Here is a 15,582-nt window from a genome sequence, read left to right as displayed (position 1 = left end):
CTACAGGTACTTCTTCAGCTCCCGCCGGGCCAGCGACCGCTGGTGCACCTCGTCCGGCCCGTCGGCGATCATCAGCGTCCGCGCCGAGGCGTACAGCTCCGCGAGCGGGAAGTCCTGGCTGACGCCGCCCGCGCCGTACAGCTGGATCGCCCGGTCGATGATGTCGACGACCGCGCGCGGAGTGGCGATCTTGATGGCCTGGATCTCGGTGTGGGCGCCCCGGTTGCCGACGGTGTCCATCAGCCAGGCCGTCTTCAGCACCAGCAGCCGCAGCTGCTCGACGGTCACCCGGGCGTCCGCGATCCAGTTCTGCACCACACCCTGCTGGGCGAGCGCCTTGCCGAACGCCGTACGGGACGCCGCCCGCCGGCACATCAGCTCGATCGCCCGCTCGGCCATGCCGATCAGCCGCATGCAGTGGTGGATGCGGCCGGGGCCGAGCCGGGCCTGGGCGATGGCGAAGCCGCCGCCCTCCTCGCCGACCAGGTTGGCCACGGGCACGCGCGCCTGGTCGAAGACCACCTCGGCGTGGCCGCCGTGCGAGTGGTCCTCGTAGCCGAAGACCCGCATCGCGCGCCGCACGGTCACGCCCGGGGTGTCCCGGGGCACCAGGACCATGGACTGCTGACGGCGGATGTCCGCGCCGTCCGGGTCCGTCTTGCCCATCACGATGAAGATCGCGCAGTCGGGGTTCATCGCGCCGGAGATGTACCACTTGCGGCCGGTGATGACGTACTCGTCGCCGTCCCGCTCGATCCGGGTGGTGATGTTGGTGGCGTCGGAGGACGCCACCTCCGGCTCGGTCATCGCGAACGCCGAGCGGATCTCGCCCGCGAGCAGCGGCTCCAGCCACTGCTTCTTCTGCCGCTCGTCGCCGAACTGAGCCAGCACCTCCATGTTCCCGGTGTCCGGCGCCGCGCAGTTCGTCGCCGTCGGGGCCAGATGCGGGGAGCGGCCGGTGATCTCGGCGAGCGGCGCGTACTGGAGGTTGGTGAGACCGGCGCCGTACTCGGTGTCCGGCAGGAAGAGGTTCCACAGGCCCTGCCGGCGGGCCTCGGCCTTCAGCTCCTCCACCACGGCCGGGGTGTCCCACGGCGAGGCCAGCAGGGCGCGCTGCTCCTCGGCCACCGCCTCGGCCGGGTAGACGTGCTCGTCCATGAAGGCCAACAGTTTCGCGCGGAGTTCCTCGGTGCGCGCGTCGAACGCGAAGTCCATGTCCTCAGCCTTCCTGGATGCCGTCGATGCCGTCGCGGAGCGTGGTCAGACCGTGCTGGATGAAGACGGGGACCAGGTCGCCGATGCGGTCGAAGCCGCGGCCGACCGTCTGGCCCAGGGTGTAGCGGTAGTGGATGCCCTCGAGGATCACGGCGAGCTTGAACCAGGCGAACGCCGTGTACCAGGACACCGCCGAGACGTCGCGGCCCGACCGCTCGGCGTACCGCTCGATCAGCTCGCGGGGCGAGGGGTGGCCGGGGGCCTCGGCGGTCGTGGAGACCGGGGAGTCGGGCATCCCGAGCGGCATGCCGTACATCACCAGCAGGCCCAGGTCGGTCAGCGGGTCGCCGAGGGTGGACATCTCCCAGTCGAGGATGGCCTTGATCCGGTCGTCGGTGCCGATCAGCACGTTGTCCAGGCGGTAGTCGCCGTGGATCACGGTCGCGGCGGGGGAGTCCGGCAGACGGCGGCCCAGCGTCGCGTGCAGCTCGTCGATGCCGGCCAGGTCGCGGTTGCGGGAGGCGTCCAGCTGCTTGCCCCAGCGGCGCAGCTGCCGGTCCAGGAAGCCCTCGGGGCGGCCGAAGTCCTCCAGGCCCACCGAGGCGGGGTCCACCGCGTGCAGCCCGACGAGGGTGTCCACCAGCGACAGCACCGCGCCCCGGGTGCGCTCCGGGCCGAGCGGGGCCAGCTGGCCGGCCGTGCGGTACGGGGTGCCCTCGACGAACTCCATCATGTAGAACGGCGCCCCGAGCACCTCCTCGTCCTCGCACAGCAGCAGCGGGCGCGGAACCGGCACACTGGTCGGGTGCAGCGCGCTGATCACGCGGTGCTCGCGCTTCATGTCGTGCGCGGTGGCGAGGACGTGGCCCAGCGGCGGGCGGCGTACGACCCAGCGGGAGGTGCCGTCCGAGACGGTGTAGGTGAGGTTGGACCGTCCGCCCTCGATCAGCCGGCCGGTCAGCGGACCCTGCGCCAGACCGGGCAGCTCGCGCTCGAGCAGGCCGCGCAGCCGGTCGAGATCGAGTCCGGGCGGATGGTCGGGGCTCATCGGTGCTCCTCGGGACGGGTGAACGTGACCCGACTTATGATGCCGACCAGTCGGTATGCCGTCCAGAGGAGTGCCCCAACGTGATCGGTCCCACGTCACGACGGCGGCTCCCCGGGCGGAGCGCCGGGGAGCCGCGGGGGTCTGTGGGGCCGGTCGTGCGCCGGTGGGCTCAGTGGTCGTCCCAGTGGCCCTCGTGCGCCGCGTGCCGGTGCCCGTCGTGCAGATAGTCGACGTGATCGCCGTGCAGGACGCTCTCGTGCCCGCAGCCCTCGCCGTGCCGGTGGGGGTGCTCGCCGTGCGGGACGTGCTCCTCGCTGACGCACTCGTCCCAGTGGCCCGCGTGCTCGCGGTGCAGATGCCCGTCGTGCGCGTAGTCGGTGTGGTCGCCGTGCGGCACCGGGGTGTGCCCGCAGCCGGGACCGTGGGTGTGCGGATGGGCGGCGGAGTGTGCGACGTGCTGGGTGGTCATGGTGCTCACCTTCGGGAGGTGCGGGATCCGACGGCGCCCAGGCTGCCACGCGAACGGCGCATATCAAGGCATTCCGCTTGCGCGGCGACCTGTGGCCCCGGAGTGTCGGACCCATGAAGGGCATCAGCTACTCACGCTACGGCGGGCCCGATGTGCTCGTATACGGGGAGGTCGACGACCCTCGGGTCGGCCCGGACTCCGTGCTGGTCAAGGTGCGGGCGGCGGCGGTCAACCCGGTCGACCGGAAGTGCCGCGAGGGTCATCTGGACCAGCTGATCGAGCCCGTCTTCCCGGTGGTGCCGGGCTGGGACGTCTGCGGGGTCGTCGTCCAGCCCGGACTCGCCGTCACCGAGTTCCTCGTCGGCGACGAGGTCATCGGCTACGTCCGCCAGGACGTCCTCGCGCACGGCACCTTCGCCGAGTACGTCGCCGCGCCCGTGCGCACCCTCGCGCGCAAGCCCCGCAACCTCACCTGGGAGGAGGCGGCCGGCCTGCCGCTCGCGGGCCTCACCGCCTACCAGGTGCTCACGAAGACCCTCCAGGTCAGACGGGACGAGACCATTCTCGTGCACGCGGCGGCCGGCGGTGTCGGCTCCCTCGCCGTCCAGCTCGCCCGGCACGCGGGCGCCCGGGTGATCGGCACCGCGAGCCCCGGCAACCACGACTTCGTACGCGGACTCGGCGGCGAGCCTGTCGCGTACGGGGACGGGCTGGCCGAGCGGGTCCGGGGGCTCGCGCCGGAAGGGGTGACCGCCGTGTTCGACACGGTCGGCGGCGACGCCCTGAAGGTCTCGGCCAACCTGCTGGCCCCCGAGGGACGCCTGGTGTCCATCGCCGACCCCGATGTCGTCGACTACGGCGGCCGCTACCACTTCACCCGCCCCGACCCCGACGACCTGCTCCGGCTCTCCGAACTGGCCGAACAGGGCGTGATCACGGTGCATGTCGCACGCTCCCTCCCGATGGAGGAGGCGGCCGAGGCGCACCGTCTGAGCCAGGAGGGCGGCGTCCGCGGCAAGATCGTCGTCACCGTGGACTGGGAATCGGAGGACCCGACCCCACCGGGCCTCTGGGAGCACGAGCACTGAGGACGTAGTCGCGGGCAGTCGTGCCGCCGGTGCGGCACGGGTGGGCGCAGCGGCACCCGCGAGCGCGGTCAGCCGTCCAAGCCGTCCCGAGCCGCCGACGGCCTCTCACAGCAGCAGTCCCGCCCCGCACACCGCCAGCGCCACCGTGACCAGAACCGTGGCCGTCGCGTGGAGCGGGGCCAGGCCCCGGGGCTCGGAGAACGCGGCCAGCAGCCGGATCCGGTGGTGGGCGAGCGCCAGGAACCCCAGCCACAGGACACAGCACAGGGCACCGCCGACCGCCCCGCTCACCGAGACCCCGCCCCGCAGCGCGCTCTTCGCGGCGAGCACGGCGGCCACCGTGGCCGCCAGCGTCGTACGCCGCCACGCCAGCCGCGTCCGCTCGGGCTGGAGCCCCGGGTCCCGTACGGGCCCGGCCGCCGGCCCGCCGCTCACGTCTCCCACCCGACGAGCACCACGAACACCATCGCCACGGCCACCAGCGCGACCACGACCGCGAGCAGCGCCGGGAACCGGGACACCGGAAGGTCCTCGCCCCGGCGCATCGCCCGCTCGCAGCGCACCCAGTGGTTGACCGCGCGCAGCGCGCACAGCACCCCGGCGGCCAGCAGCGCGAGCGCGAGTCCGACCCGCCATCCCCAGCGCAGGTCGGGCAGGAACTGGTCCACCGCGAAACCGCCGCCGACCAGCGCCAGCGCGGTCCGCAGCCAGGCGAGGAAGGTGCGCTCGTTCGCCAGCGAGAACCGGTAGTCGGGCGTACCGCCCTCCTGCCGGATCCGCTCCGGCGCGAACCACAGCCGGACGTTGCGCACGAGTTCGATCACACGCACGACCCTAACCGGGCGCCGGTCCACCGGCGCGACCGGTTCCGCCCGCGGGCCGGCCGCCGGTCAGCCGGCCGCCCGGTGCGCCCGCAGCCGCTCGTACGCCGCCAGGCCGTCCGGCACCCACGGCCACTCCGGAAGCCGCCGCTCCAGTTCCTCGCCGGTCAGGAAGCCGTGCCAGGCGACCTCCTCGACCTGGGGCTCCACCGGCAGCGTGCAGCGCACCTCGTACACCGCCGACCACCAGGTCTGCCCGGCGCCGTCGTCGTAGAGGAACTTGAACAGGAAGGCGGGGCGGGGCAGGCCGCTCACGCCGAGTTCCTCCTCGGCCTCGCGCAGCGCCGCGTCGTCGTACGACTCGCCCGCGCCGACCACGCCGCCGACGAACATGTCGTAGTGCGAGGGGAAGACCAGCTTGGTGGGGGTGCGCCGGTGCACGAAGAGCCGGCCTTCGGCGTCCCGGGCCTCGATGAAGACGCAGCGGTGGCGCAGCCCCCGGGCGTACGCCTCACCGCGCGGGGCCCGCCCGACGACCCGGTCCCGCTCGTCGACGATGTCGAGGATCTCGTCAGCAGCGCTCATGGGCCCATCCAAGCAGGAGGGCCCCCGGGGTGGCAGAAGGGCCCCCGAGCAAGCACGAGGGCCCCCGAGGGGTGCGGCGGGTCAGCTCAGCGGAGCCGGGACCACGGCCGCCGCGCGCTTGGTCCGCTGCGGCGCGCCGCACGGCATGGCCTGGTGTGTGCCGAGCAGGATGATGCCGACGACGATGCCCGCGAGGCCCGCCGACTCCCACGCCAGCGCGCCCGCGTCGGTGCGCAGCCGGTCGCCGAGGAAGCCCACCCCGCACAGGATGCCCGCCAGCGGCTGGGCCGCGGTCAGCGCGGGCAGGGACATGCGCAGCGACGCCGTTTCGAAGGCGCTCTGGACGAGCACGAGACCGGTCAGGCCGAGCGCGACGATGGCGTACGGCTGCCAGCTGGTCAGCACCGCGGAGAGGCCGCCGTCCGCGAACCGCTCCCCGGTCATCCGGGTCAGGGCGTCCTGGACGCCGTAGAGAAGCCCCGCGGCCGTGGCGAGCAGGGCGGGGCCGGCGTTGAGCCGGGAGCGTTTCGCGTACCCCGTCAGCAGCAGGGCCGCCCCGACCATGACGCCGATGATCAGCCACTGCCGGAACGAGTCGCCGCTCGCCGAGCCGCCATGGGGCCGGCCGGCCACGATGAACGCCGTCACACCGCCGGCGAGCAGCGCGAGGCCCGCCCAGCCCTGGCGGCCCAGGGGCTGCTTGGTCTGACGGCGGGAGAGCATGAGCGCGAAGAGGAGGTTCGTGGCGAGCAGCGGTTCCACGAGGGAGACCTCGCCCTGGCCCAGCGCCGCCGCGCCGAGCGCCATGCCGACCACCATCAGACCGATGCCGCCGAGCCAGCGCGGGACCTTCATCAGGTCGAGCAGCAGCCGGGGGGAGAGATAGTCGTTGAGCGGCGCCCGCTGGGCGACGTTCTGCTGGAGCACGAAGCCGAAGCCCAGACAGGACGCGGCGGCGATGGCGAGTATGAGGATCTGGAGCGACACGCTGCGTACCTCGATCATCCTGCCGGGGGAGGGGGACGGGGTGCGTAGAGGCCGACTGTAGCGACCTCATTCCCGGCATGCGCGTCCTGCAAGTGTGAGGGATCGGGTACCCCGCCGCCATGACCTACGCCACACACTCCCATCAAATCATGCCAATCCGGACACCCCTTCAGTAACAACTACCCCACGGATCACGCAAGTTGACGCGCGTAACGCGCCGATGGCTCTTGACGAGGACCCTTGGCGGAGGGTTTGCTGTGCGTGACCACCCGATGACAGCCCACGACGCGCTCCCAGGACCCAGACCGGTGTCCCCACCCCCACCTCCCCTCGGCCGCGGCCGCAAGCGCTCCGGCCACACCTTCGACGCGGCACTGGACGACGCCGAGCTCGCCGCCGCCCGCACCGCCCTCTCCCAGGGGCGCTGGCAGACGGTCCGCTTCCTGCTCGCCCGGACGGGCGACGACTGGGACCGCAGAGGACACCGTGTGACCGTCCTCGCCGCCGAGCCCTACTGCGCCGCATGGACCCGTGACTGGCTGCTCGCCGAGCCCGACTCCGGCGACGCGGCCGTCCTGCTCGCCCACGCCCAGGTGCGGCTCGCGCTGCGCGGCAAGGAGAAGCCGCCCCGCGCCCGTGAGGCCTGCCGCACCGCCGCCGCGCGCCTGCCCGCCGACCCCACCCCCTGGCTGGGCCTGCTCATGCTCGAGAGCGCTCTCGGCACCGAGCAGGAGATGTGGCACTGCTTCGCCGAGATCCGCGCCCGGTACGCCGACCACCACCACGCCCACCATCTGGTGGTCGCCCGGCTCGCCGAGCAGCGGACCGCGGACGGCCCCCTGCACGCGGTGTACGACTTCGCCCTCGACGCCGCGCAGCAGGCCCCGGCCGACTCCCCGCTCGCCGTCCTGCCGGTCGTCGCCCACACCGAGCGCTTCCGGGTCCTGGCGGCGACGGGCCACGAACCCCGGGACGCGGCCGCCTCCGGGCACTGGACCGGCCGCCGGGCCCGGCAGGTGATGCGCTCCGCCTTCGACTGGTGGCTGGAGTGGGAGCAGGAGGGCCACCCCCGCCGGCTGATCGACCTGAACTTCCTCGCCCACGCCAAGGTCTGCGAGGGCCGGGGCGCAGAGGCCGCCGCGCTGTTCCACCGCATCGGCGACCACGCCACCCCCTCACCGTGGTCGTACCCCGACCGCGACCCCTACTCCGCCTTCCGCGCCGCCCGCGACACCGCGCTCGGCACGGCGTGAGGGCGGCGGATCACCAGGACCCACCCTTCCGTAGTGCCACTCCCGATCCGTAGTGCCACCGACCCCCGAGCGCCACCCGACCCGACGAAGGACGGACATTCGATGACGACGGGCAGTTCCAGCACCAGCAGCGCCACCGCGGACAGCGGCGGGATCAGTACGTTCAAGGGGCAGGACCGCGCCCTGCGCGCCGACCGGCTGGGCACCACCGGCCTGCTGCTCTCCGTCCTCGCCGCGACCGCGCCCCTCATGGTCGTCGCGGGTGTCATGCCCACGACTTTCGGGGTGATGGGGATCCTCGGGCAGCCGCTGCTGTTCGTCATCCTCGGCCTCGTCCTCGCGCTCTTCAGCGTCGGCTACGCCGAGATGAGCCGGCACGTCCACAACGCCGGCGCCTTCTACGCCTACATCTCCCGGGGCCTGGGCGGCACGGCCGGCGCCGGAGCGGCGATGGTCGCGCTCGTCGCCTACAACGCCCTCCAGGTCGGCATCTACGGCATCTTCGGCTTCGAGGTCTCCGGGCTCTTCGCCACCTACCTCGACCTCGAGATCGCCTGGTGGATACCGGCGCTGCTCGCCGCGCTCGCCGTCGGCGCGCTGGGCTGGCTGAAGATCGACCTCAACGCGCGCGTGCTCGGCGTGCTGCTGGTCATCGAGGTCGCCCTCGTCGTCATCTTCGACGTCGCCGCGATCTCCGACCCCGCGAAGGAGGGCCTGTCGCTGCACGCCTTCAACCCCGACACCCTCACCGGCGCCGGCATCGGAACCGCCCTGTGCTTCTGCGTCGCCGCCTTCCTCGGCTTCGAGCAGGCACCCGTCTACGCCGAGGAGACCAGCCGCCCGCACGTCCTCGTGCCCCGCGTGATGTTCCTGGCCATCGGCGGCATCGCGGTGTTCTACACGATCAGCTGCTGGGCGTACACCGTCGCCACCGGGCCGTCCGCCGTCGTCGGCACCGCCCAGGAGCAGAGCGCCGGCATGCTCTTCTTCCTCACCGAGGACCTCATCGGGGGGACCTTCACCGACGTCCTGCACGTGCTGTTCGTGACCGGCATGTTCGCCGCCATGCTCAGCTTCCACAACGTCGTCGCCCGCTACGCCTTCGCCATGGGGCGCGAGGGACTGCTGCCCGCCGCGTTCGGCCGCACCAGCGGCGTCAGCGGCGCCCCCGGCACCGGCTCCCTCCTGCAGACCGGGGTCTCCGTCCTCGCCGTCGCCGCCTTCGCGCTCACCGACGACAAGCCGGCCGGCGACCCCACCGCGCCCGTCCTGCACCTCTTCACCTGGATGGGCAGCCTCGGCGCGCTCGGCGTCACCGCCCTGATGGCCGCCGCCTCGGTCTCCGTGATCGCCTTCTTCGTCCGGCGCGGTGCCGTGGCGGCCCAGTTCTGGCGGCTCGCCGCCTCCGCGCTGTCCGTCCTGGCGCTGCTCTTCATCGTCGTCTACACGGTCAAGGACTTCGACGTCCTGATCGGCGCAGGACCCGGCTCCGCCCTGGCCTGGATCCTGCCCTCGGTCATCCTCCTCGCGCTGGCCGCCGGGGTGGTCCAGGGCCTGCTGCTGCGCTCCCGCACCCCCGAACGGCACGCACGCATCGGGCTCGGCAACGAGGCGTTCCAGCTCGACAAGGCCGCGGAGGAGACCCCGTAACGGCCGTCCTTCGCGAGAGATGACGGAACTCTGACGAACACCCGCGATCCCTGGCCCCGTCCGGGCCGCGGGTGTTCGAATGAGGAGGTGAACCCCGAACAGCCCGGCGCCCCCGAGGACGACGGCGAGGAAGAACAGGGCAGGCCCGTCGGCCGCCGCGTGCTCCTCGGCACCCTCGGACTCGGCGTCCTCGGCGTGGTCACCGCGCCCACCCTGCAACGCGGCCTGGAGTCCTTCCTCGCCGGAGCGTCCGACAAGGACCCCACCGGCCTGACGGACCTGCTGCCCAACGGCGGCGGCTTCCGCTACTACTCGGTCACCTCCTCCGTCCCCCGCAAGGGCGCCACCGACTACCGCCTGACCGTCGGCGGCCTCGTCGACCGCCCCCGCTCCTACTCGCTGGCCGACCTGCGGGCCCTTCCGCAGACCCGGCTGGTCCGCGACGTCCAGTGCGTCACCGGCTGGCGGGTCCCCGCGACCCCCTTCGAAGGCGTGCGGCTGTCCGAGCTGCTCGACGCCGCCGGTGTGCGCCCCGGAGCGGGCGCCGTGCGCTTCACCTGCTTCGACGGCGCCTACTCCGAGAGCCTCACCCTCGACCAGGCCCGCCGCTCCGACGTCCTGGTCGCCCTGCGCATGCGGGACGAGGACCTGAGTCACGCCCACGGCGGCCCCGCGCGCCTCTACGTCGCCCCCATGTACTTCTACAAGTCCGCCAAGTGGCTCTCCGGCATCACGGTCACCCGGGACGTGCGGCCCGGCTACTGGGAGGAGCGGGGCTACGACGTCGACGCCTGGGTCGGCCGCTCGAACGGACGGGACGATGACCCGACGACTTGACACACCCCGCCCGGCCACCGACGTCCGCCGCTTCACCCCGGCCGCACGCCGGGTGCACCGGGCCACCGCCGCGCTGATGGGCGTGTGCGTGGCGACGGCGGCCTGCCTCTACGTCCCGCAGCTCGCCGAGCTCGTGGGCCGCCGCGAACTCGTGGTCCGCGTCCACGAGTGGACGGGCCTCGCCCTGCCGGTGCCCGCCCTGGCCGGCCTCGCCTCCCGCGCCTTCCGCCGCGACCTGCGCTTCCTCAACCGCTTCGGCCCCCACGACCGGACCTGGCTCCGCGCCGCCCTGCGCCGCGACCGCCGCCCCGGCTCCCGCCCGGCGGGCAAGTTCAACGCCGGCCAGAAGATCTACGCCAACTGGCTCGCCGGCGCGACCCTGGTGATGCTCGGCACCGGTCTGCTGATGTGGTTCACCGACCTCACCCCACTGCGCTGGCGCACCAGCGCCACCTTCGTCCACGACTGGCTCGCCCTCACCCTGGGCATCGTCCTGGCCGCCCACATCGGCATGGCCCTGGCCGACCCGGAGGCCCGCCGAGGCCTACGCACGGGCTCGGTCAGCCGCGCCTGGGCAGAACGGGAACACTCCTTGTGGCGCTCCTGAGGCCTCACCTGCGGCGGCCGTAGCACCGCCGCAGCGGCCTATGGCCCGGTCACGTCGACCGAGCCGAGCCCGGATACCTCACCCCCGGCCGGTCCCTCCGTCTCGCCCTCCTGGTCGGGGCCCGCGTCGGGGGCCGGGTCCGGGCCGGTGGGCGCGGTCGGTGGGGGCGGGACCGTGAAGGCCTGGGGGAGGCGGACCTCGGTGTCGCCGTATCGGACGGTCACGTCCGCCGCGCCCGGGTCCAGGGCCGGGACCAGGACCGACAGGACCACCGTGCCGCCGCCGCGCGGGCCCAGGAGCGGGGCGCCCGGCACCTGGCGGCCGCCCACCGTCACCGTCGCCGCCCCCGGCAGCTCGGCCGGGTCGAAGTACGGGTCCGTCAGTTCGATGCCGATCACGTCGGCGGGGCGTGCCGTGCCGTCGCCGCCCGTGTCGACCCCGGTGATCCGGTAGCCGCACGCCGGGGTTCCGCCTGCCGAGGGGCGCAGCCGGACCGTGGTGCCGGGGTTGCGCCGGTGGAAGTCGAGGAGGCCGCCCAGTACGGCGTAGGCGGCGCGTCCTTTGCAGGACTGGACCGCACCTGCCAGGGCCGCGTGGTCCCGGCTCGCCTGTTCCCAGTCGCCGCCCTCGCCCTGTACGGCCCGACAGGCCGAGGACAGGGCCCGCAGCAGCGTCCACTCGTCACCGGCTGCCCCCTCCGGGACGCCGTTCAGAGCGGTCCCGCACGTGGCGGGGTCCCGGAGCCGGTCGTAGACGCTCGCCGGGTCGGCGGTGCCGTCGGCGTCGGGTGAGCCGGGGCCCGGCGGCAGCCAGGCCGGTGCCGCGACGCGGGTCGGGGACGGGGCGGGCGCGGGATCCGCGGAGCGGCGTACCGAACCGCCGCCCGCGACGGCGCCGGGGACGCCGGTGAGTGCGGGTGCCCCGATGTGCCCCTCGGGGCGCTGACGGGCCGCGGGGGAGGAGGAGGGCGAGGCCGGACTCGCGGAGGGCTCGGCCGTCACCGCCGGACCGCCACCGGCCCCACCGCCCGCGCGGTCGCCGCCCGTCTCCGTGAACGCGGCGGCGGCCACCGCCACCGCGCCGACGAACAGCAGCCCCGAGATGCGCATCCCGAGGGAAACCGCCATGACACCCCCCGACGTCCGTGCCCCCGACGGCCGCGGCGGCCTCCGGGGGATCACCACATCATCGGTCTCTTCGCGCTCCGGGGGAAGCCATGAAGACGTCAGGAGCAGGCCCACCCGCCCCTCGACACCGGTGACGCCGTGCCGAGGAGCGGGTGGACCGGAGTCGCCGTGCCGCTACAGGATCAGCGAGAGCAGCAGGACCGTGCCGCCGGCCACGACCGAGATGATCGTCTCCATGACGGACCAGGTCTTGATGGTCTGGCCGACGTTCAGCCCGAAGTACTCCTTCACCAGCCAGAACCCGGCGTCGTTGACATGGCTGAAGAACAGCGAGCCGGCGCCGATGGCCAGGACGAGCAGGGCCGTGTGCGTGGTCGACATGTCGGCCGCGAGCGGGGCGACCAGACCGGCCGCGGATACCGTCGCCACCGTCGCCGAACCCGTCGCCAGCCGGATCGCCACCGCGATCAGCCAGGCCAGCAGCAGCGCGGGGATCGACCAGTCCTTGGAGATGTCCAGGACCATCTGGCCCACACCGGTGTCGATCAGCGTCTGCTTGAAGCCACCGCCCGCACCGACGATCAGCAGGATGCCCGCGATCGGCGCGAGCCCCTTCTCGACCAGCGGCGAGATGCGCTCCTTGCCGAACCCGGCCGGCGCCAGCAGCGTGAAGATGCCGACGATCACGGAGGCGAGCAGGGCGATCAGCGGCGAGCCGACGACGTCGAAGACCCGCTGGACGGTGTTCTCCGGGTCGTCCACGACGATGTCGACCAGCGCCTTGGACAGCATCAGGACGACCGGCAGAAGGATCGTCGCCAGGGTGGCGCCGAAGCCGGGACGCTTCTTCAGGTCCTCGCTGACACGCTGCGGGATCATCCGCTCCGGCGCCGGGACGTCCACCCAGCGCGCGGCGAACTTCGAGAACACCGGACCGGCGATGATCACGGTCGGTATCGCGACCAGGACACCGAGCGCCAGCGTGACGCCCAGGTTGGCGCCGACCGCGTCGATCGCGACCAGCGGACCGGGGTGCGGCGGGACCAGGCCGTGCATCACGGACAGACCGGCCAGCGCCGGGATGCCGATGCGCATCAGCGAGTAGTTGCCGCGCTTGGCGACCATCAGCACGACGGGGATCAGCAGGACGACGCCGACCTCGAAGAACAGGGGCAGTCCGATCACGGACGCGATCAGCACCATGGCCCACGGCATCGAACGGCCGCCGGTCTTCGCGAGGATCGTGTCGACGATCTGGTCGGCACCCCCGGAGTCGGCGAGCATCTTGCCGAGGATGGCGCCCAGGGCGATCAGTACGCCGACGCCCGCCACCGTGGAGCCGAGGCCCGTGGTGAAGCTGGCGATGACCTTGTCCAGCGGTGCCCCGGCGATCGCGCCGAGCACCAGCGACCCGAGGGTCAGGGACAGGAAGGCGTGGAGCTTGAACTTGGTGATGAGCAGCACGATGACGGCGATGCCCAAGAGGACGGCGACACCGAGCTGAGCGTGTCCCGCCGAGGTGATCGGCTCGACGGGGTCCGCTGCCAGCATCTCGACGCTGAGTCTGGTCACGGGGATTTCCCTTGCAGGTACGGGGGGTGGGGAGGGGAGGGTTACGCGGTCGGCTCGGGGAGCGCCGACAGAGCCCTGGCGGCCCGTTCGGTGATCTCCTCGGGGGTGCCGGCCACATCCACGGCGACTCCCGCCTCGTCCTCCTGGAGCGGCTGGAGGGTGGCGAACTGGGAGTCGAGCAGCGCGGTCGGCATGAAGTGCCCCTGCCGGTGCGACATCCGGTCCTCGATCACCGCGCGGTCACCCGCGAGGTGCACGAACACGACGTCCGGTGCGGCGGCCCGCAACCGGTCGCGGTACGAGCGCTTCAGCGCCGAGCAGCTGACCACTCCGCCGAGCCCGGCCCTTCGGTGCGCCCAGGCGCCGATGGCGTCGAGCCACGGCCACCTGTCGTCGTCGTCGAGCGGAGTGCCGGCCGACATCTTGGAGATGTTGGCCTCGGAGTGGAAGTCGTCGCCCTCGGCGTAGGGAACGCCGAGGCGGGCCGCGAGCAGGGGACCGATGGTGGTCTTCCCGGTGCCCGCGACGCCCATGACCACGACGACATGGGGGGTGTTCATCGCTGCCTCACTGTCTGTCCTCGTCGACACGTGATGTCGACCGACACTGAAACTCATTAGGTACGACTAATCAAGAGTGTGTGACATATAAGTCTGACTTTTTGTTCCTGTGATCCGGCCCGTACGCTGAGTGCATGAGCACAACGGGCCGGGGGCTGCACGGCCGAGTACTGGACTCCCTCGGCCCCGCGATCACCGCGGGTGAGTACCCGCCGGGCAGTGTCCTGCGCACGGACGAACTCGCCCAGCGCTTCGACGTCTCACGCTCCGTGATGCGCGAGGCGGTACGCGTCCTGGAGTCGATGCACCTGGTCGAGTCCCGCCGCCGCGTCGGCGTCACCGTCCGCCCCAAGGCGGAGTGGAACGTCTACGACCCCCAGGTCATCCGCTGGCGGCTGGCCGGCGCCGACCGCCCCCACCAGCTCCGTTCGCTCACCGTGCTGCGCTCCGCCGTCGAACCCGTGGCCGCGGGCCTCGCCGCCAAGCACGCCACGGCCGAGCAGTGCGCCGAACTCACCGAGTGCGCCCTCGGTATGGTCGCCCACTCGCGCGGCCACCAGCTGGAGGGCTATCTCTTCCACGACGTCGCGTTCCACCGCGTCATCCTCAACGCCTCCGGCAACGAGATGTTCGCCCGGCTCGGCGACGTCGTCGCGGAGGTCCTGGCCGGCCGCACCCATCACGAGGTCATGTTCGAGGACCCCGACCCGGCGGCGGTCACCCTGCACGTCCAGGTCGCCGAGGCGGTCCGCGCGGGCGACGCCGTCCGCGCCGAGCACCTCACCCGCGAGATCACGGTCGGTGCCCTCCAGGAACTCGACATCCTGGCCCCGTAGACGCGCTAGTCGAGGAACTCCCCGTCCACGTACACCCAGGCGCCGTCCACCCGCTCGAACCGGCTGCGCTCGTGCAGCGACCCGCCGCGGTACGACGCCCGGAACGTCACCGTCCCCGTGGTGTGGAACGCCGTACCGTCCCTGGCGTCGAGGATCTCCAGGCCGGTCCACCGCATCCCGGGATCCAGCTCCAGCCGCCCCGGCCGCGTCCGCGGATGCCAGGTGCGCAGGAGATACGGCACATCGCCCCGTACGAACGCGCTGTACCGCGACCGCATCAACGCCTCGGCGGTCGGCGCGGCGCCCGCACCGGAGTGGAACCGCCCGCAGCAGGCCTCGTAGGAACCGGAAAGCCCGCACGGGCACCCGCCCGTGGACCGGGACGGGGAGGCGGGGCGGGCGGCACGTCGGGACATGACCCCCATTGTGCCGGTGGGGCGGGGGCCGGCCCACCCGGGGTGCGCCGGCCCCGGTACCTCAGCTTCCGTCCTCCTCGCCGGCGATCAGGCGGTCCAGCTTCTCGGCCACCCACAGCGCCACCAGCCCGGCGACCACAGGGCCCGCCCCCACAGGCTGGCCCAGCGTCTCGACCATGCTCCCCGCAGCGCTCCCCGCCGTGCCGGCGGCCCCCAGCACGACCGCGCTCCGCAAGGTGATCCTCGCCATGACATCCTCCTAGTGCTCCGTACGATGACGTGCCGGCCGGCCGCACCACCATCACCTGCCGGCCCGCCTCCCGGGCCGAACGCAGAAAAGGGCCGATGCCGAGGGAAACGAAGCAGGCCAGGAGGGTGTTCGGGGCCGGTCCTGGCGAACGGTGCCGAACCGGCGCCGACAAGAAAGGTCGCGTTCCTTCCACCGATGGCCCGGCCTGACACATTTCGCGCAATAGCCTGGTGAGTCAGGGGACTTCGGCCTGCCGTGCGA

General features: G+C 72.7%; 18 protein-coding genes. 6 read left to right on the top strand and 12 right to left on the bottom strand.

All coding sequences use genetic code 11. From position 1 onward, the window contains the following. From DC008_RS06540 to DC008_RS06530, 3 genes are all read right to left on the bottom strand, one after another. Entirely contained in the window at positions 1-1,215 is a 1,215-nt protein-coding gene (locus tag DC008_RS06540; RefSeq protein WP_108706118.1) for an acyl-CoA dehydrogenase family protein, read from the bottom strand. A 4-nt stretch (positions 1,216-1,219) separates the two neighbouring features. Then, a complete protein-coding gene (locus DC008_RS06535; protein WP_055622832.1) occupies positions 1,220-2,263 on the bottom strand; it encodes a phosphotransferase family protein in 1,044 nt (347 codons plus the stop codon). Between the two features lie 169 nt (positions 2,264-2,432). After that, positions 2,433-2,732: a hypothetical protein gene (locus DC008_RS06530; RefSeq protein ID WP_108706117.1), complete on the bottom strand. Its 300-nt coding sequence runs from the start codon at positions 2,730-2,732 to the stop codon at positions 2,433-2,435. A gap of 113 nt (positions 2,733-2,845) precedes the next feature. Between DC008_RS06530 and DC008_RS06525 the strand changes: the two genes are divergently transcribed. Continuing rightward, entirely contained in the window at positions 2,846-3,820 is a 975-nt protein-coding gene (locus DC008_RS06525) for an NADP-dependent oxidoreductase (protein ID WP_108706116.1), read from the top strand. Positions 3,821-3,925: 105 nt separating this feature from the next. Here DC008_RS06525 and DC008_RS06520 read toward each other — a convergent pair whose 3' ends face one another. The 4 genes from DC008_RS06520 to DC008_RS06505 all read right to left on the bottom strand — a co-directional run bounded on the left by DC008_RS06520 (position 3,926) and on the right by DC008_RS06505 (position 6,213). Further along, the gene (locus DC008_RS06520) at positions 3,926-4,255 is read right to left on the bottom strand and encodes a DUF202 domain-containing protein (RefSeq protein ID WP_108706115.1); all 330 of its coding nucleotides are present in this window, start codon (positions 4,253-4,255) and stop codon (positions 3,926-3,928) included. Continuing rightward, positions 4,252-4,644 (bottom strand): YidH family protein, encoded by a 393-nt coding sequence (locus DC008_RS06515; RefSeq protein WP_108710586.1) that lies wholly within the window; start codon positions 4,642-4,644, stop codon positions 4,252-4,254. Before DC008_RS06515 ends, DC008_RS06520 begins: the two co-directional genes overlap by 4 nt. 66 nt (positions 4,645-4,710) lie before the next feature. Continuing rightward, entirely contained in the window at positions 4,711-5,226 is a 516-nt protein-coding gene (locus tag DC008_RS06510; protein ID WP_108706114.1) for an NUDIX hydrolase, read from the bottom strand. Between the two features lie 81 nt (positions 5,227-5,307). Then, on the bottom strand, positions 5,308-6,213 hold the full coding sequence (locus tag DC008_RS06505; protein ID WP_108706113.1) for a DMT family transporter: 906 nt from the start codon (positions 6,211-6,213) through the stop codon (positions 5,308-5,310). A 308-nt stretch (positions 6,214-6,521) separates the two neighbouring features. Between DC008_RS06505 and DC008_RS06500 the strand changes: the two genes are divergently transcribed. The 4 genes from DC008_RS06500 (at position 6,522) to DC008_RS06485 (ending at position 10,560) form a co-directional block, all read left to right on the top strand. Continuing rightward, positions 6,522-7,466 (top strand): hypothetical protein, encoded by a 945-nt coding sequence (locus DC008_RS06500; RefSeq protein WP_108706112.1) that lies wholly within the window; start codon positions 6,522-6,524, stop codon positions 7,464-7,466. A 102-nt stretch (positions 7,467-7,568) separates the two neighbouring features. Then, entirely contained in the window at positions 7,569-9,116 is a 1,548-nt protein-coding gene (locus DC008_RS06495; RefSeq protein ID WP_108706111.1) for an APC family permease, read from the top strand. 87 nt (positions 9,117-9,203) lie between these two features. Beyond that, on the top strand, positions 9,204-9,953 hold the full coding sequence (locus tag DC008_RS06490; RefSeq protein WP_108706110.1) for a molybdopterin-dependent oxidoreductase: 750 nt from the start codon (positions 9,204-9,206) through the stop codon (positions 9,951-9,953). After that, positions 9,937-10,560 (top strand): cytochrome b/b6 domain-containing protein, encoded by a 624-nt coding sequence (locus DC008_RS06485; protein WP_108706109.1) that lies wholly within the window; start codon positions 9,937-9,939, stop codon positions 10,558-10,560. The genes DC008_RS06490 and DC008_RS06485 overlap by 17 nt, the downstream gene beginning before the upstream one ends. Positions 10,561-10,598: 38 nt before the next feature. On the opposite strand, the gene DC008_RS06480 is transcribed toward DC008_RS06485, so the two are convergent. The 3 genes from DC008_RS06480 to DC008_RS06470 form a co-directional block, all read right to left on the bottom strand. Next, positions 10,599-11,687, bottom strand: coding sequence for a hypothetical protein (locus tag DC008_RS06480; RefSeq protein WP_123953988.1), 1,089 nt, complete (start codon positions 11,685-11,687; stop codon positions 10,599-10,601). Positions 11,688-11,861: 174 nt separating this feature from the next. Next, positions 11,862-13,259: a GntP family permease gene (locus DC008_RS06475; protein WP_108706107.1), complete on the bottom strand. Its 1,398-nt coding sequence runs from the start codon at positions 13,257-13,259 to the stop codon at positions 11,862-11,864. A 41-nt stretch (positions 13,260-13,300) separates the two neighbouring features. Beyond that, positions 13,301-13,819 (bottom strand): gluconokinase, encoded by a 519-nt coding sequence (locus DC008_RS06470; protein WP_055622843.1) that lies wholly within the window; start codon positions 13,817-13,819, stop codon positions 13,301-13,303. A gap of 134 nt (positions 13,820-13,953) precedes the next feature. Here DC008_RS06470 and DC008_RS06465 point away from each other — a divergent pair, with 134 nt between their 5' ends. Then, positions 13,954-14,655, top strand: a complete 702-nt coding sequence (locus DC008_RS06465) for a FadR/GntR family transcriptional regulator (RefSeq protein ID WP_108706106.1) — start codon at positions 13,954-13,956, stop codon at positions 14,653-14,655. Positions 14,656-14,660: 5 nt separating this feature from the next. Here DC008_RS06465 and DC008_RS06460 read toward each other — a convergent pair whose 3' ends face one another. Beyond that, positions 14,661-15,080 (bottom strand): YchJ family protein, encoded by a 420-nt coding sequence (locus DC008_RS06460; RefSeq protein ID WP_425276531.1) that lies wholly within the window; start codon positions 15,078-15,080, stop codon positions 14,661-14,663. Positions 15,081-15,132: 52 nt separating this feature from the next. After that, positions 15,133-15,321: a hypothetical protein gene (locus DC008_RS06455; RefSeq protein WP_108706104.1), complete on the bottom strand. Its 189-nt coding sequence runs from the start codon at positions 15,319-15,321 to the stop codon at positions 15,133-15,135. Positions 15,322-15,582: the final 261 nt, after the last annotated feature.

Source organism: Streptomyces nigra, assembly GCF_003074055.1.
Taxonomy (GTDB): Bacteria; Actinomycetota; Actinomycetes; order Streptomycetales; family Streptomycetaceae; genus Streptomyces; species Streptomyces nigra.
Note: the sequence above shows the minus strand (reverse complement) of the source record. Positions and strands in the feature narration are given on the sequence as shown.

Excerpts from the sequence above, each read along its gene's own strand:
- DC008_RS06540 (WP_108706118.1), bottom strand. The coding sequence starts at position 1,215 with ATGGACTTCGCGTTCGACGCGCGCACCGAGGAACTCCGCGCGAAACTG.
- DC008_RS06535 (WP_055622832.1), bottom strand. The coding sequence starts at position 2,263 with ATGAGCCCCGACCATCCGCCCGGACTCGATCTCGACCGGCTGCGCGGC.
- DC008_RS06530 (WP_108706117.1), bottom strand. The coding sequence starts at position 2,732 with ATGACCACCCAGCACGTCGCACACTCCGCCGCCCATCCGCACACCCAC.
- DC008_RS06525 (WP_108706116.1), top strand. The coding sequence starts at position 2,846 with ATGAAGGGCATCAGCTACTCACGCTACGGCGGGCCCGATGTGCTCGTA.
- DC008_RS06510 (WP_108706114.1), bottom strand. The coding sequence starts at position 5,226 with ATGAGCGCTGCTGACGAGATCCTCGACATCGTCGACGAGCGGGACCGG.
- DC008_RS06495 (WP_108706111.1), top strand. The coding sequence starts at position 7,569 with ATGACGACGGGCAGTTCCAGCACCAGCAGCGCCACCGCGGACAGCGGC.
- DC008_RS06485 (WP_108706109.1), top strand. The coding sequence starts at position 9,937 with ATGACCCGACGACTTGACACACCCCGCCCGGCCACCGACGTCCGCCGC.
- DC008_RS06480 (WP_123953988.1), bottom strand. The coding sequence starts at position 11,687 with ATGGCGGTTTCCCTCGGGATGCGCATCTCGGGGCTGCTGTTCGTCGGC.
- DC008_RS06470 (WP_055622843.1), bottom strand. The coding sequence starts at position 13,819 with ATGAACACCCCCCATGTCGTCGTGGTCATGGGCGTCGCGGGCACCGGG.
- DC008_RS06465 (WP_108706106.1), top strand. The coding sequence starts at position 13,954 with ATGAGCACAACGGGCCGGGGGCTGCACGGCCGAGTACTGGACTCCCTC.
- DC008_RS06460 (WP_425276531.1), bottom strand. The coding sequence starts at position 15,080 with ATGGGGGTCATGTCCCGACGTGCCGCCCGCCCCGCCTCCCCGTCCCGG.
- DC008_RS06455 (WP_108706104.1), bottom strand. The coding sequence starts at position 15,321 with ATGGCGAGGATCACCTTGCGGAGCGCGGTCGTGCTGGGGGCCGCCGGC.